General features: G+C 39.3%; 15 protein-coding genes and 3 pseudogenes. 10 read left to right on the forward strand and 8 right to left on the reverse strand.

The genetic code is table 11. The features are described 5' to 3' along the window. Positions 1 to 162 precede the first annotated feature (162 nt). Positions 163 to 258, reverse strand: a pseudogene (locus tag FTV14_RS14840) (transposase domain-containing protein); the annotation flags it as partial. A gap of 88 nt (positions 259 to 346) precedes the next feature. Between FTV14_RS14840 and FTV14_RS14845 the strand changes: the two are divergent. From FTV14_RS14845 to FTV14_RS14860, 4 genes are all read left to right on the forward strand, one after another. Further along, complete coding sequence (locus FTV14_RS14845; RefSeq protein ID WP_104505828.1) at positions 347 to 670, forward strand: transcriptional regulator; 324 nt, start codon at positions 347 to 349, stop codon at positions 668 to 670. After that, complete coding sequence (locus tag FTV14_RS14850) at positions 651 to 965, forward strand: DNA-binding transcriptional regulator (protein ID WP_104505827.1); 315 nt, start codon at positions 651 to 653, stop codon at positions 963 to 965. The genes FTV14_RS14845 and FTV14_RS14850 overlap by 20 nt, the downstream gene beginning before the upstream one ends. Before the next feature lie 38 nt (positions 966 to 1003). Next, entirely contained in the window at positions 1004 to 1318 is a 315-nt protein-coding gene (locus FTV14_RS14855; RefSeq protein ID WP_104505826.1) for a hypothetical protein, read from the forward strand. A 720-nt stretch (positions 1319 to 2038) separates the two neighbouring features. Beyond that, positions 2039 to 2368, forward strand: coding sequence for a four-helix bundle copper-binding protein (locus FTV14_RS14860; RefSeq protein ID WP_016658833.1), 330 nt, complete (start codon positions 2039 to 2041; stop codon positions 2366 to 2368). Positions 2369 to 2495: 127 nt separating this feature from the next. Here the strand turns inward: FTV14_RS14860 and FTV14_RS14865 are convergent. The 5 genes and pseudogenes from FTV14_RS14865 to FTV14_RS14885 form a co-directional block, all read right to left on the reverse strand. Further along, a pseudogene (locus tag FTV14_RS14865) lies at positions 2496 to 2788 on the reverse strand (type II toxin-antitoxin system RelE/ParE family toxin). Continuing rightward, positions 2778 to 3023, reverse strand: a complete 246-nt coding sequence (locus FTV14_RS14870) for a type II toxin-antitoxin system RelB/DinJ family antitoxin (protein ID WP_000246755.1) — start codon at positions 3021 to 3023, stop codon at positions 2778 to 2780. Before FTV14_RS14870 ends, FTV14_RS14865 begins: the two are co-directional and overlap by 11 nt. A 179-nt stretch (positions 3024 to 3202) precedes the next feature. Then, positions 3203 to 4147 (reverse strand): copper resistance protein B, encoded by a 945-nt coding sequence (locus FTV14_RS14875; protein ID WP_154320112.1) that lies wholly within the window; start codon positions 4145 to 4147, stop codon positions 3203 to 3205. After that, the gene (locus FTV14_RS14880) at positions 4134 to 4472 is read right to left on the reverse strand and encodes a hypothetical protein (RefSeq protein WP_004897649.1); all 339 of its coding nucleotides are present in this window, start codon (positions 4470 to 4472) and stop codon (positions 4134 to 4136) included. The genes FTV14_RS14875 and FTV14_RS14880 overlap by 14 nt, the downstream gene beginning before the upstream one ends. Then, positions 4459 to 6324, reverse strand: coding sequence for a copper resistance system multicopper oxidase (locus FTV14_RS14885; RefSeq protein WP_104988058.1), 1866 nt, complete (start codon positions 6322 to 6324; stop codon positions 4459 to 4461). The genes FTV14_RS14880 and FTV14_RS14885 overlap by 14 nt, the downstream gene beginning before the upstream one ends. A gap of 1036 nt (positions 6325 to 7360) precedes the next feature. Between FTV14_RS14885 and FTV14_RS14890 the strand changes: the two genes are divergently transcribed. From FTV14_RS14890 to FTV14_RS14915, 6 genes are all read left to right on the forward strand, one after another. After that, on the forward strand, positions 7361 to 7771 hold the full coding sequence (locus tag FTV14_RS14890) for a cation efflux protein, CzcI-like (RefSeq protein ID WP_197704863.1): 411 nt from the start codon (positions 7361 to 7363) through the stop codon (positions 7769 to 7771). Between the two features lie 48 nt (positions 7772 to 7819). Next, positions 7820 to 9145, forward strand: coding sequence for a TolC family protein (locus tag FTV14_RS14895; RefSeq protein WP_035269736.1), 1326 nt, complete (start codon positions 7820 to 7822; stop codon positions 9143 to 9145). Position 9146: 1 nt separating this feature from the next. Beyond that, a complete protein-coding gene (locus tag FTV14_RS14900; protein ID WP_016658777.1) occupies positions 9147 to 10376 on the forward strand; it encodes an efflux RND transporter periplasmic adaptor subunit in 1230 nt (409 codons plus the stop codon). Then, on the forward strand, positions 10366 to 13506 hold the full coding sequence (locus FTV14_RS14905; RefSeq protein ID WP_179994455.1) for an efflux RND transporter permease subunit: 3141 nt from the start codon (positions 10366 to 10368) through the stop codon (positions 13504 to 13506). The genes FTV14_RS14900 and FTV14_RS14905 overlap by 11 nt, the downstream gene beginning before the upstream one ends. Positions 13507 to 13592: 86 nt before the next feature. Further along, positions 13593 to 14492 (forward strand): cation diffusion facilitator family transporter, encoded by a 900-nt coding sequence (locus FTV14_RS14910; RefSeq protein WP_005028603.1) that lies wholly within the window; start codon positions 13593 to 13595, stop codon positions 14490 to 14492. A 186-nt stretch (positions 14493 to 14678) separates the two neighbouring features. Beyond that, positions 14679 to 15254, forward strand: a complete 576-nt coding sequence (locus FTV14_RS14915; protein WP_075316580.1) for a recombinase family protein — start codon at positions 14679 to 14681, stop codon at positions 15252 to 15254. Between the two features lie 226 nt (positions 15255 to 15480). Here the strand turns inward: FTV14_RS14915 and FTV14_RS14920 are convergent, their stop codons facing one another. Together FTV14_RS14920 and FTV14_RS14925 are read right to left on the reverse strand one after the other, a co-directional pair. Further along, positions 15481 to 15978: a hypothetical protein gene (locus FTV14_RS14920; protein WP_180009768.1), complete on the reverse strand. Its 498-nt coding sequence runs from the start codon at positions 15976 to 15978 to the stop codon at positions 15481 to 15483. Between the two features lie 100 nt (positions 15979 to 16078). After that, a pseudogene (locus FTV14_RS14925) lies at positions 16079 to 16459 on the reverse strand (IS6-like element IS1008 family transposase); the annotation flags it as partial.

The raw sequence follows: 16459 nt of genomic DNA on the forward strand, positions 1-16459 counted from the left end.
GCCGAGTCGTAAAGCTCAGAAAGCTAGCAATGAACAAAGAAATTTAAATCCTGTTCTTGACTCTTGCAGTTAAAAACAGGACATTTTAAATGGTTTATCGCATAGACATTTTAATTGGTGAATAACAGAACGTAAGCGTCCGCTGAACCCCATGCCTATTTTTTAATTCGGTTCAGGTTTCCAGCGGTGTGGTAGCAATTCTTCAATCTGAGTCACTTTATGTGTCGGCAACCTTTTCAGCACATCACTTAAATAGGCATTTAATCCTGAGAACTAAGAATTATCATTTAAAAATACCACAAAGTAGTATAAAATAAACTACTACAAGGTAGTATGAATGCAATCAATGTATACAATATGTGAGACTCCATTATTTACTAAATACTGTCTTGTTTATTGGACTCAGGAAGAATATGAGGAATTCAAAACATTCTTAGCATTAAATCCTGAAGCAGGAGATGTAGAGCCTAATGCAGGTGGTATTCGTAAGATTAGATGGACTAGCGGTGGTAGAGGTAAAAGTGGTGGTGTCAGAGTCATCTACTTTAATCGTTTAGCAAATGGAGAGATTTGGTTATTAACCTTGTACAGTAAAAAGCAAACTGTACAGCTTAGTAAGAAGACTCTTCAAGCATTAGTGGAGAAACTAAATGACTCGTTTAATGACTGAAAAAGAACTTGAGGCTTTTGAAGCAACTAGGGATATTGAAGCTGAAATATTACAAGGCATCGACGATATGCTTACTAGTAATGCAGCGAAAAGAACCGTAATCACTGAGACAGATGTAGCGTTAGCTCGTAGAAAGGCTCAACTAACACAAGATCAGTTTGCTAAGATTCTTGGCGTATCAAGACGTACTCTTGAATCATGGGAACAAGGTGCGAGAAGACCATCAGGAGCAGCAACATCCCTTATTCGATTATTTATTGTTGATCCAAAATTTGTAAAAGAGAGTCTGGCTTAATTTAGACAGCTCTCTACTATATTTATTTAAGGTTTTTTATGAAGCACTTAGGATTTGTGGGAAAAAGTACTGAATATTTAGGGTATACCCATATTGAAATTATCAATAGCTCATTACGCTTATCTTTCAATATTCCATCAACAAAAGATCTAGAAGAAACCTTTAAAAAGATAGTCGAAAATAACTATGATTTACTCATGGAAACATCAGCAGAAATCGAGTTCGAATTAGAAAGTGAAACGCTAGCAAAGATAGAAACCATCATAAAAGAAAAAGGGATTGAACTTGATGAGTTTGTTCAAAATGCGCTGATTAAACTTATCAACCAAAATGAATTGGCTAAGACTGATTAGACCTTAAATGCAGACAATAAAAAACCCCAGCATCCTGCCGGGGTTTCTCATATTGGGTTGCTAGGTATGACTCCTGTCTTACCTCACGCTCCTGGTGCGATCTTTCTTATTCTTGTTGTTTGGAACTTCCTGTTCCTGATGAGTTCATCATAGGAAAATTCCACTGTTCCTGGTAGCCGCAAAGAGCCGAGATTGTTGTGCGCCAGGGCGTACAAAATAGCCTAAATTTTATCCACAGCCATTGGGGATAGTTTCGGATCCTGAAAGCCGATGAAATGGGCACTGATTGCCAAATTGATCGTTTTTTAATCAAATTTACTGGCAAAATATTACAGATCTGCTTAAAAACTCACCAACTTATTACAAAAGCCGATTTTTTGCTTTTTCTTAGTCATGGCTAAATTTTCAAGTGATTGATATTTATATTAATATACAAGTGTACTTCGTATAACCGCCATTATGTTAAATAGAGGGAAAATCTATTTTTAAAGTGATAAAATTATTGCAGTTATTTTAAGAATAGCTGCTTTTGATACTTGATCATCTATCCTAATTAAAAACTGTTTTTTAATAATTTGGAATATAAATAAGATTTAGTTAAAATTAACATTATTCATATAAATTAACATTATGTATTACATTTACTAATAATTTAAAATAATTAGTAGAAAAAAATTATGTTTTAATTATTTCTTTGATTATATAAGTTGAGAGTAAAAAATGATTAATACGGAATTTTCAAAGTGTATTTCTGCATGTACAAACTGTTCACTTATTTGTACTGAATGTGCAACTTCTTGTTTAAAAGAAAAAGATTTAGAGATGATGCGTGAATGTATTCAACGTTGTCTAGAATGTGCAGATATTTGTCAGTTATGTGTGCGTATGCAACAACATAACTCACCTTTCCTCAAAGAGATTTGTGAGCTTTGTGCTAAGATCTGTGAATATTGTGCGGAAGAGTGTGAAAAACATTCACATGATCATTGTAAAAAATGTGCTGAGGCTTGCCGTCAGTGTGCAGAAGAATGTCGAAAAATTGCCATGTAAAATACTTCAATAATGTTAATTATATGCTCTAGACTAACATAATCATTCTGCTAGTCTAGAGCCTTTCCTAAAATTAACATAATACACCTTATACGAAGCCAAAAATGGGAGCTTTAAGCTCCCATTTTTAGTCTTTAATTCGCTTTTTCGCTTCGTCATAAACTATGCTATCAGCTCGTTTTCCGACGGTAATGAGCAGGATAACTACCTGATCATCTTTAACTTGATAGACAAGTCGGACACCAGCTTTTAATAATTTGATTTTATAGCAACCTGCAAGATCGCCTCTAAGCATATTCTTTGGAATATGTGGCTGCTCTATGACTTTGGCTAGTTTCTTTTTAAATTGATCTCGTATAGCAACAGGGAGTTTTCCCATTCTGCTGTAAAGTCCTTGTGACGTAAAAGCTTATAAGTCATCTAATGTGACTTCCTCAAACATCTCTTTAGGATCATTAATGCGCTTACGGACAAGAGCTAATAATTCTTCATCTTCTTCCGAAAGCAAAGCTTTTTTGACAGGCAGTTTCCCAGTCGTAGCAACATACTCAAGAATACTAGTGAAGAAATCAGTAGGTGCAATACCTTGCTCTTTAAGGATTGAATAAGATTTTTCTTTAAGGGCTTCATCGATCCTGAAGTTAACAGTAGCCATCATATTTCCCAAGTATTTAATGTACTAGGAATATTGTAATGCAAATTGCATTACAAGTCGACTTCGCATAACAGCCATTATGTTAAATGGAAGGAAGCAAAATAAGTTAACATTTTGCTTCCGGCCACATTAAGCTAGAGTTTTATTTAAATAAAGCTATTTAGTAATCATTAAATTAATTAAAATCTAAATCTAACACCAGCTCCATATAACCAACCTTTCTCAGAGTTTGATTCTATTTGCCACGACGTTTCATCATTACCTTTTGAATACTCATAGGCAATGTCGATATAAGGCATGATCTTTTTACTGATTTCATAGCGAGTTTCAAACCCTGCGGTTGCACTGCTTAAACCAGTTTTTTTCGCATATTTAGAGTCATCACTAAAGATAGCATCCAACTCTAAATAAGGTTGAATAATCAACTTTTGCGTAATCAGAAAATCACGTTCCGTTTCTAGGCTAAAGCCCGCATAATTGTCTTCTCCCGCATAGAGATAAGCATCAGTTTCAAAGAAATATGGCGCCATACCATGTAAGCCAATCACCGCATCAACATTTTCTTCGGTGTCTTTGCGATGATCATTGAGTTCAACTTTTTCACTACGATAACGTGCACCAATCTGTGCATCCCAAAAGTCTGAAATCATACGGCTATATAAAAGTTTGGCATCATAATGTGCATCATGCGATTCTTCTTTATCGGCATGAATTTTAATAAAAAGCTTATTTTCATCTGTGCCAATACGGGTTTCAAACTCTGACTTTAAATCACCTGTGCCATCTTCATTGACAAGCCACTTATTGTCCACTGTCGTAATCGCATAAATTTGCGCACCGTGTTCTGAGCGATGATCATAATGCGAACTCTGCTGAGCATTCGCATCTGGTACATGATGTAAATGATTAACCGTAGATGTTGCCTGATGTTGTGCCTGATTCATTTGGCTATGGTTCATTTGAGAGCGATCCATTTGCATCGGCTGATTTTGACTAGAAGATGTAGCAACTGTCATTTTTTCAGGCGCACTATGATCTTCACCATTATGTGCCAAACTCACTGCACTGACCATCAACAAAGAGCTTGCTAAAACAGTTTTAGAAAAAAGATTAATGGTGCGCATGTTGATCTCCTTTCTGTACTTTTTGATCTTGCTGTTTCTCTGTTGATTTGTGATGCATTGGCTGATGACCTGCATGTTGATGGTTCATCGGTGCTGAATGTGCAGCATGATTCATTTTCCCCATCATCTGCATGTGTTGTGCATGCTCTTGTGGAGAATGCTGTGAATGATCCATCTCAGACATCGCTTGATGATTCATTGATGGTACATTTTTTCCATCAGTCTGAGCAGTTGAATGATGCCCTTCGTGCGCCAAACTTAAGCTTGTTAAACTCAATACCGCAACAGAAAAAAACGCTTTAAATACAAAATTAGTGATGTGCATGTCCAGCTCCTTTTTGCTCAGTTACTTGGTGAGTTTGAGTCGAATTTGTACCTTGAATTGGCGTTGTAGACACTTGTTCATCGCTAACATTTGCCACGATCAACTTGTTCATCATTCCTGCACTCATGTGATACAACAAATGACAATGGATTGCCCATTCGCCCAACTCATCCGCAGTTAATAAAGCAGTGACTGTTTTACCCGGTGGTACAATCAATGTGTGTTTATTCGGCATATCTACCGACTCTTGACCATTCTCCAACTGCATAAACATGCCATGTAAATGCATGGGGTGCGCCATCATACTGTCATTAATAAATTTGATACGGATACGCTCGCCATACTTCACTTTTAATGGCTCAGCATCGCTGAATTTTTTACCGTTAATCGTCCAAATATAACGCTCCATAGTACCGCCCAAACGCACTACTAATTCACTGCTAGCTTCACGAGTATCTTTTTGCGGTTCTAAAGATTTTAAATCACTATATTGCAAGGCTTTATTGCCCGCAGGTGTAGATGCATTTGCCCAACCATAAACCACTTGATCATTTTCTTGTGGTTTTGCTGTGCCATGCTGTGAATGATCCATTTTCGAGTGATCCATGCCTTGCATATCGCCATGGTTCATTTTTGAATGATCCATTTTCGAGTGATCCATGCCTTGCATATCGCCATGGTTCATTTTTGAATGATCCATTTTCGAGTGATCCATGCCTTGCATATTGCCGTGGTTCATTTTCGAATGATCCATTCCTGCATGATCACCACCACCATGTCCCATATCTTCCATGGTCAAAAGTGAGCGTGGACGTGGTGCAGGCATATGAATGCCATGTGTCATAGGATTTAGTTCATTGTGCAGTGTACCAATCGCATAGCCTGAACGGTCAATTGACTCAGCTTCAATTTGATAATGTCCGCCTTTTGGCTCCACAATCACATCATAAGTTTCAGCTGTGCCAATACGAAACTCATCCACAGCAACAGGTTTTACAGGCTGACCATCAGCACTGACCACAGTCATTTTCAAGTTAGGAATACGGACATCGTAGAAAGACATCGCAGATGCATTCACAAAACGTAGGCGAATTTTTTCATTCGGTTTAAACATTCCTGTCCAATTTTGTTCAGGTGTTTTGCCATTAATGAGGAAGGTATAACCTGTAACATCCGACATGTCGGTTTTTAGCATACGCATCTGATTCCACATTTTGCGGTCAGACCATGTCGCTTTTATGCCATCACGTTTAACCTGCTTCCAAACATCACCCAAGGTTTCACGCTGATCTTGATAATATTCAGCTGAAATTTTAAGATCTTTCTGAATTTGATCACTGGTTTTTTCATGAAAATCTGACAACATCACCACATAGTCACGTTCAGCTTTTTCATGTGCTGCCAATGGTGTTTTACCTTTTGGATAAATCACAAAAGAACCATATAAGCCGTCCTGTTCCTGTCCTTTAGAATGAGCGTGATACCAATAAGTCCCGCTTTGGCGAATCTTGAATTTATAAACATACTCGCTTTGAGGCTTAATACCGTTAAAACCATTAAATCCCGGTACACCATCCATAATGCCCGGCAACAACAGTCCGTGCCAATGAATAGAAGAATCTTGGTTTTTTAAATTATTTTTCACGCGAATGATGGCTTCATCACCCTCTTCAAACTCAAGCAAAGGCGCAGGAAATTGACCATTTACGGTAATGCGCTTTACAGGCTTTCCAGTTGGGCTGACCACTGCTTCATCAATAACAAGCTGATATTCACGCACTTCGGCAAAAACCAAAGGCGACGATGCAAAACAAATACCTGCTAATAGGTACGAACTAATTTTATGAGACATAACTTAACCTTAATTTTTGAAAAATAAATAAATTTTAAAAAAAATGGTTAAGTTTTAGGAGGACGTGAAATTTCTTGCCAATACCCATTTAGATATTGGTTGGGGTAATAAAAATTAGGCTGATCTATAGAATAGAAGGTATCTAGGGGATCTAGCGAGCTTTGCAAAGAATGAAGACATGAGATCTGTGTCTGGCAGGATAAGCTAGAACATTCCTGACACTTTTTGTGATCTATATTCTGATTAAGAGCTAAATGATTATGGCAATCGGTATTCGTCTGTACTTCGTGATTAATACCATGTTGAGTGACTTGCTGTGCTTGATCTAAACAATGATCTTGGCTCATTTCAGTTTGCATATTGATATGCATTATCTTTACTGATGCAACAGACACACTACTCCATCCTATGGCAAAAACCATAAGAAAACAAAACCAAAGTTTTTTGGAGAGATGAGTCAACACGAATGCTATCTAGGAATAGAATTTAATCCAAAATATCTTAACGGAATTTCAAATATTTACAACCCAATATAATTTAGTAGTTTCTCTAAAATTAACATAATACACGTTATGCGAAATTAGAAAAATGAGTTTATTGCACTGATATTTATCTGTTTTTTAAATTTTAGACCTGGGTTGGTGCCCAGGTTTTTTTATTGCGTATAACAGCCATGATGTTAAATAGTTCTCTTTTTAGATAAATATTCATGTTTTCAATACATGCTAATTAGAGATTTTGAACTCAAGCAATTCTATAAAATTTTAACTTATGTGTACCTCTACTTTTAACTTCGGTTATTTATGGGAGGATTACCGGTGGCCTAACTTAAATAAAAAGTCTCCGACAAACCCGGTACGGTTCACTATCTATTGTTATTCTTACCTGAAATTGATGTGAGCTTATAGAGACAAGGTAAATTTGCAAAAGTGCCGGCTATTCAGTGTTCATTGAATGTTTAATTTAATTTATTAAGCTTGACCTTGGAGTGGCTCTAAGCCTTATACTTGGTACAAATTTTTCGATTGTTATGATGATGCGTTCTACTACATGGATTACAGTCTTGGTTGGATTGTTCATGTTCCAAAGCTTTTGGAATGTGGCGGCGGCCTTTTGTGTCCATGAACAACAGCCTCAATCACAGCAGAGTTATCATTTTGGTCATCACCAAAATACCTTGTGTGCCAGCGATAGTCGTCAACACGATCATAATGGACAGTCAGAAAACATAAAAACATTCAGTAGCGATTTAGAAATCGGTGAAGATCATCAAGATCATCTACCATCGATGACGCATTTGATTGTACAAAATGAAAAAGTAGATGTGTTTCATCCAAGCTCTGAAGTTAAAGTGAATCCACAATTTCATTGGAAAAACAGCTATCAGGCTCCTGACCTGTTTCAACAAAGCCCACCTCCCGAATTTTCCCCGCTCATGGTGGGGTAGCCTAAAACATTCCCACCACTTTTATTATTTAAATAAGTGGGAAAAATCATGTCTTCACAATCAATTATACTCTTGCGTCATAGCTTGGTTGCTTGTATATGTGCAGCGGCTATGCAATATAGCTATGCTGAAAACGTTACCAGCTTTGAATCCGCTTTAGCAAAAGTACAAAGTTACCAGACTCAAGACAAGCTGTGGCAACAAGTTCAGCAAATATCTGAATTGAATATTCAGCAAAGTCGGTTATGGCAGAATCCAAGTATAAGTTTAGAACAGTCTGGCTTTGGCTCAGGTCAAGAACAGGAATTCAATGTTGGCGTTAGTCAACCTCTAGATCTATTTGGTCAGCGTAAGCTGAACCGGGTGATTGCCAATACCTCGAATCAACAAATCCAATTGCAACAGCAATTATGGAAGGCACAAAGCCAACTGATTGTTAAATTTGCATGGTCGCAATTTGCACTTGCTGAGGTTGAGCAGTCTGCTTATTCAGTACAGTTAAAAACAAGTAAAGCCAATCTGGACAGTGCCCAGAAACGCTATCAGGCAGGCAGTATTGCCCTGGTTGATTTTGAGCGTACCCAAATTGAAGCGCTAGAAATCCAACGACTTTATCAGCAAGCGATGCTGAATAAACAAGCTGCCGGTCGTCAGCTGTCTAATTTGTGGGGGGGAGAAACATCTTCACATCTTCAATTGAATAAAACCGCTATCCCTTGGCCAGAGCAAAGTCTCCAAACTGTGCAACGGTATATTGCTGAAGGGTGGCTAGAAAAATTCTATGCCTTGAACATTCAGCAATCGGATCATCAAATTGAAAATTTAAGAATTCAGGCACGTCCCAATCCGACTTTAAATGTAGGCATGAAACGTAGCAAAACCCCTAATGAAAGCAACGATACGACTTTGGCAATCGGCGTGGCTATTCCACTGAATATTTTCAACCGCCAGCAATATGCGATCCCGATGGTCCAGCAACAGCAAATATTGCTGAACCAACAGCAGCAGCGTGAGCTGAAGCAACAAATACTCAATATTGCCAACAGCATGCATCAGCTCAAAGGTTTACGTAGCCAGTTCGATGCCACAACAGCACAAGTTACTTTGGCGACCAAAGTTCAGAGCCGTACTTTACAAGGGTTTCAGGCAGGGAAACTGTCCATTACCGACGTTCAGCAAGCAACCACCCAACTGCAGAATCTTCGATTGGGTCAATTACAAATTCTACGTCAAGCTTGGCAAACTGCCCTCGCAGCTGAGGCACTCAGTATTGGCACAAGTTATGAAGAAATTAGCCGTTCGGATGCCTATACACAACTGAATAAAAAGGCAGTCGAAGCATCGCAAAATTTAATCAATGGGGGAGCACGATAAAATGAACGCCAAGCAAAACGGAAAAATATCCCAGTCTCTCATGATTGCAATTTTGATTCTGATTACGGTCTTGGTCAGTCTGGTTATTTGGTTAAGTTCAAAAAAAACTGAATCTGAGGGGCATGGTCATGATGAGGGAAATGCCGAACATTCTGATGAAGATAGTTCTGAAGAAGGACATGCTGAAGAAGGCGAAATACAACTGACCAGCCAACAAATGGTTGAACAAGGTTTAAAAGTTGCTGTTGCATCCACAGGATTGGTTGAAAAGCTGACAACCCTGCCAGGTAAATTGGTGGTGAATACCGATCAACAAGCGCATATATCGCCTAATTTTAGTGGTCATGTCGAGCAGGTCAATGTGGCTTTAGGACAGAGCGTGCAAAAAGGACAAACGCTGGCTGTACTAATCGTGCCTGAACTGATCGACCAACAGGCAAATCTGCGTATGGCACAGGTGAATCTGGATTTGGCCCGTAAAGATTACCAGCGCGAACAGCAACTCTGGTCACAGGGGATTTCTGCCAAACAGGATTACCAGCGTGCCGAAAATGCCTACCGTCAAGCGCAGATTACTGTCCAGTCCTCACAAGCACGTTTAAATGCATTAGGTGCAAGTGGCAATAACAATGGGCGTTTTCTGATTAAAGCACCGATCTCTGGGGTGATCAGTCAAAAAGATATTGTGGTCGGTGAAAATGTGCAACTGGCTAATCAGCTCTTTGTCATTGAACAGCTGAAAGATTTATGGCTTGAGTTTAATTTGCCGAATCAATTCTCAGGTCAACTGCAAGCCGGGCAAAAAATTGACTTTAAAGTGAATGATTCAGATCAAATCTATAAAGCTACTGTACAAAGCTTAACCTCTCAGGCAGATGTACAAACAGGGCGTCTGGTGGTGCGCGCAAAACTCGATGCGCAAGCTACTGAGTTGCGTTCTAATGTGTTAGTGAGAGTGTTGATTCCGGAAGCTACAGCAAAATCAGCCCTTCGGATTCAAAAGTCTGCGCTGCAAAGTATTGAAGGTGAAGACAGTATTTTCATCGTAGATTCAGAACAAAAAGGTCAAGTCCACTTAAAAGCACAGAAAGTGCAATTGGGGCAGGCTTCAAGTGATGGACAATGGCTTGAAGTGATTTCTGGGCTGACTGAAGGGCAGAAGTATATCGCTCAAGGCAGTTTCTTGTTGAAATCTGAATTAGAAAAAGACGAGGCAGGCCATGAACATTAATTCTGATCTGCCAAAACCAGAAGGTTTATTCGAACGAATCATTCAGTTTTCCATACAAAATGCGATTTGGGTGTTGCTCTTTGTCTGTACCTGGATTGCGGTCGGGGTGTATAGCTATCAGAAACTCCCGATTGATGCTGTACCCGATATTACCAATACCCAAGTCCAGATTAATACTCAAGCCAAGGGTTTTACTGCGCTTGAAGTCGAACAGCGGATTACCTATCCCATTGAAAATGCCATGGCTGGCATTCCGGATCTGGAGCTTACCCGTTCCATATCCCGTTATGGACTCTCTCAAGTCACCATTGTCTTTAAAGATGGGACTGATATTTATTGGGCCCGTCAGCAGATTAACCAACGGATACAGGAGGCGCAATCTGAGTTGCCTGCACAAATCGCACCGACGATGTCCCCCGTTTCTACGGGTCTCGGTGAGATTTATCAATGGGTACTGAAGGCAGATCCGAATGCGAAAAAGCCGGATGGAACTGCATACACGCCGATGGATTTGCGTGAGATTCAGGACTGGATTGTGCGTCCTCAACTGCAACGTGTTAAGGGAGTTGCAGAGGTCAACAGTATTGGTGGTTTTGAAAAAACCTATGTGGTCTCTCCCGATTTAAACCGGATGCAGCAACTGAATATCTCATTAGAACAACTGCAACAGGCTTTAGCGCAAAATAATGAGAACCGAGGTGCAGGTTATATTGAAGACAATGGTCAGCAATTGACGGTACGTGTACCGGGTACATTCAATGGGCTTTCTGATATTGAGAACACCATGCTGGGTAGCCCAAATGGCAGCCCAATTCGGGTTGGTGATATTGCGCAAGTCTCTATTGGGCATGATTTAAGAACCGGTGGGGCAACCTATAACGGCAAAGAAACCGTTTTAGGGATTGCCATGATGGCGATGGGTGGAAATAGCCGGACTGTTTCTAAAGCTGTGGATGCCAAGCTTCAAGATATTCAGAATAGTTTGCCTAAAGGGGTAGTGATTGAAACGGTGTACGACCGTACTACCTTGGTTGAGAAGGCGATTAAAACCGTTCAGAAAAACTTGGTAGAGGGAGCAATCCTGGTCATCATCATTCTGTTCCTGTTTTTAGGGAATATCCGTGCTGCCTTGATTACTGCCTGTGTCATTCCACTCTCTATGCTGTTTACCTTAACCGGGATGGCACAGAAAAATATCAGTGCCAATCTGATGAGTTTAGGTGCACTCGATTTCGGCATCATTGTCGATGGTGCTGTGGTGATTGTCGAAAACTGTATCCGGCGTTTAGCCCATACACAGCAACTGTTAAAACGACCTCTCACACAAAGTGAACGCTTTAAGGAAGTTTTTCTGGCTGCCCGCCAAGCACGTCGTCCTCTTATTTTTGGTCAGCTTATTATTTTGGTGGTGTATTTGCCGATTTTTGCTTTAAGTGGTGTGGAAGCAAAAATGTTCCATCCGATGGCATTGACAGTGGTACTCGCCCTTGTTGCAGCCATTATTTTATCGATCACCTTTGTGCCTGCTGCTGTGGCATTGTGGGTCAAAGGCGATATTCAAGAAAAAGAAAGTCGTTGGATGTTATGGCTAAAAGCTAAATATCAGCAAACTCTTGATATTTCGTATCAATACAAAGCAGTTGTGCTGACTTTTGCACTGTGTGTATTAGTGATTACGGGATTTATCAGTACCAAACTCGGCAGTGAATTTGCACCACAGCTCAGTGAAGGAGACTTTGCGGTACAACAGTTACGTTCACCAAGTACAGGCTTAGAAGAGTCTTTACGTATTCAGGAGAATACTGAAAAACTTCTTTTAAAGAGTTTCCCTGAAATTAAGGCAGTATTTGCCAGAACGGGTACAGCCGAGGTTGCAACAGATGTCATGCCACCCAATATTTCAGATGGCTATATCATGTTAAAGCCTCGTTCAGAATGGCCAAATCCTAAAGAAAGTTTAGATGAATTACGTGGCCGTATGGTGACGTATTTAGCCACGATTCCAGGCAATAATAGTGAATTTTCACAACCGATTGAACTCCGATTTAATGAATTGATCTCAGGTGTGCGTAGTGATGTTGGTGTGAAAATCTTCGGTGATGATATGAATGTCCTCAATACTGAGGCGACTAAAATCTCCAAAATCATTCAGCAAATATCGGGTAGCAGTGCCGTGAAAGTTGAGCAGACCTCAGGTTTGCCATTACTGAATGTCGAGGTAAATAAAACTTTGGCTGCACAATATGGTTTGAGTGTGCGTTCAATTCAAGACCTTGTGGCAACCAGTATTGGTGGACAAAGCGTGGGAGAGATTTTAGAAGGCGATCGTCGTTTTGATTTTGTTATCCGTCTTGGAGAGCAAGACCGTAGTGTCGCATCTGTTTCCCAGTTACCTATTCAGCTTCCAAATGGTGGCAGTATTTTATTGTCGGATGTCGCGCAAGTCTCGACCATTGAAGGAATCAACCAAGTCAGTCGAGAAAATGGTAAACGCCGAGTTGTGGTTACAACGAATGTTGAAGGGCGTGATTTAGGGTCTTTTGTTTCTGATGTACAGACACAGCTCAAAGCATACACTTTGCCAAGTGGTTATTGGATAGAATATGGCGGTCAGTTTGAAAATTTGGCTTCAGCCAAAGCACGGATGCAAATCGTGATTCCACTGGCTTTAATCACTATCTTTATTTTACTGATGGCGGTCTTTCACAATGTCAAAGAAAGTCTATTGGTCTTTACCGGGGTACCCTTTGCCTTGACCGGTGGTGTGCTGTTCCTTTGGCTAAGGGATATTCCATTATCGATGTCAGCTGGAATTGGCTTTATTGCCTTATCTGGTGTTGCAGTCCTCAATGGACTGGTAATGCTGACCTTTATTAAGGAATTAAGGGACAAATATCCAGTGCATAAAGCCGTGTGGCAAGGGGCTATTTTGCGCTTAAGACCAGTGTTGATGACAGCTTGTGTGGCTTCACTGGGTTTTGTACCAATGGCGCTGGCAACCGGAACAGGGGCTGAGGTTCAACGGCCACTGGCAACCGTAGTGATTGGCGGGATTATCTCTTCAACATTACTAACTTTGGTGCTGTTACCCGTGCTTTATCGTTGGATAAATGAAAAGAAAGTTTCTTAATCCAATAGATTAGTCGATTTACAGCAGAGATATTGGCTGTTATCCAATATCTCTGCTCATCATAAATAGAATAAGGAAAATATTTTATGTCAGAACATCATGATCATAGCCATGCGGTTGTTACTGAAGAAAATAGTAAGAAGTTAATGGTTGCCTTAGGTTTAACGACTACTTTTTTAATAGTAGAAGTTGTCGCTGCTTTTATTACCCAAAGTTTGGCTTTGTTATCTGATGCAGCTCATATGTTTACTGATGTAGCCGCTTTAGCTATTGCTCTTGCCGCTATCAAAATTGGTAAAAAAGCCGCAGATGATAAAAGAACTTTTGGCTATCAGCGATTTGAAATTTTAGCGGCTCTGTTTAATGCGGTGATGCTTTTTGTGGTAGCAATATATATTGTATATGAAGCTTATCAACGTTTTACGAATCCTGCTGAAATTCAAAGTGTTGGAATGATGATTGTCGCGGTCATTGGTTTGGTCATAAATTTGATTTCAATGAAAATCCTTTCTGCTAGTGCTGAAGGAAGTCTAAATATAAAAGGTGCATATTTAGAAGTTCTTAGTGATGCTCTAGGATCGATAGGCGTGATTATCGGAGGAATAGTTATTTATTTTACCCAGTGGATGTGGGTTGATACCGTAATCGCTGTGTTAATTGGCTTCTGGGTCTTACCTCGAACTTGGATTTTATTAAAACAAAGTATTCATATTCTGCTTGAAGGAGTTCCTGATGAGATTGATATTGAGTCGTTAAGAAATGATTTATTGAAGCTAGAGGGCGTTGAAGGGATTCATCAGTTGAAAGTCTGGGCTATATCCTCAAGAAATATTCATTTAACTGCTCATTTGGTTGCTCCGAATAGCAATACAGATCAACTCTATCAAAAGGCCTTAGAAGTTCTAAAACATAATCATAATATTACTGAAATTACGTTACAAATAGAAAATACGAAATGTAATACATTGAACCAACATAAACACTAATTTGGACTTTAGTCTTCATATAGATGTTTTGTGTAACTTTAAAGTATACCCTAAAGTAACAATATAAAAGTTCTTAAAACTATGTAACATTTAAATGATTTTTAACCATATATAACATGTAACTTTGATATTTAAGATTTATAATTTACGAAATTGTTCATTTTTATCTAATTGGGGCGTGAAAGAGTGAAAGGCCAAAAAGTAGGTTATGTGCGAGTGAGTTCGGTCGAGCAAAATACAGGGCGTCAACTTGAGGGAATTGAAGTCGACCGGATTTTTGTTGACCGTGCTTCGGGTAAAAATACCGACCGACCGAAATTTCAAGAAATGTTGAACTATGTCCGGGAAGGGGACAGGGTGATTGTACATTCCATGGATCGTTTTGCACGAAGTCTAAAAGATTTGGTCACTGAAGTAGATAAACTGGTCAAAAGAGGGATCGCTATCCAGTTTGTAAAAGAGAATATTACTTTTACTGCCCAATCCACGCCGATGGATAATTTGATGCTGCAACTGATGGGTGCTTTTGCGCAATTTGAACGTGAAATCATTCTGGAAAGGCAAAAGGAAGGAATTAAACTCGCCTCTGTTCAAGGGAAGTACAAAGGCCGGGTACATAAATTGAAGCCTGATAAAGCTGAAGCTTTGCGACAAGCATGGAAGGAAGGGCAGTATCCTTCAAAAATGGCATTAGGCCAGGCATTTGGAATTAGCCGCCAAGCGGTATACCGCTATTTAAAAGCCGGAGAGGAACTCAGTTGAAATTGGCGACTATAATTATTTATCTTATGAAAACTGTGGAACACTGACCCGGTACGGTTCAAGTAAAAATAATTATATTGCTGAGGAGGTTCTTATTGAAAGAGCTGAGAAGTTGGTAAAAACTATTGAAGAAATAGCTAAAAATCAGCCTGTAAAATACGGGCTGATTTATTGTTATAACTTTTAAAGATTAAGTTTAAAATAATATTAGCTAGGTGTTGGAATATTAGTAGTTATAACGGGTTTCTTGATAAAGATCTTCAGAAATTGGAAGTTGGGCTACCTTTTTAAAACGTCCTGACTCTAATACATAATAATATGCCATATAGCCGAGAGAATCGTAGTCATTTGTGTAGAGCTCTTCTGTTGTTATGATTACCTTGCTATTTGCTCTAATGCTGACAATATTTTCACCGCCTTCACCACCAAATGGTGTATCAAGAATGGCACCTGTTCTTTTATTGATAAAAGTATATACACGACAACTCGTACCACATCCCCATACACTCAGAACATATTCGCCAGCAAAGTTAATATCTTCTTTAGAAGAGTTAGTTAGACGTGTTTTGTAATTTTTATGATATGGCGTTGTTAATTTTGGTGCAGAAGTGGGACCTGTATAAATTCGAGCGGGATAGTCTGAGAATTTAGGGATTTCTACGATTTGAGCAAAGCTTGTATTAATTATAAAAGTAAGAAACAAAAAAATTATAAAACGATTCATTTTAAAGACTTGTATTGGGAAAGTAGTTGCGTGAAATGTACCATATTTGGCACTGTTGCAAATAGAGATTTGAGTCGATGATGTTCCCTTTAAAAAGTGCTTAGAGACCGAAAACCCTGTTGATTAGACACACTTCACCCTGAGGCTGACCATAATAAAATGACGATGCTTGTCCTTTACGTAGTGCACGCATGACTTCAATACCTTTAATTGTGGCATAAGCAGTCTTCATAGATTTGAATCCTAATGTGGCCCTGATGATTCGCTTTAACTTACCATGATCACATTCAATGACATTATTTTTATACTTAATCTGCCTGTGCTCAATATCTACTGGACATTTTCCTTCTCGCGTTAACCGTGATAAAGCATGGCCATAGGTCGCTGCTTTATCTGTATTGATGACCCGTGGAATTTGCCATTTTTTCACCGTATTGAAGATCTTTCCTAAAAAACAATAGGCTGATTTACTGTTCCGTCT

It is taken from the genome of Acinetobacter sp. YH12236 (genome assembly GCF_013417645.1).
Classification (GTDB): Bacteria; Pseudomonadota; Gammaproteobacteria; order Pseudomonadales; family Moraxellaceae; genus Acinetobacter.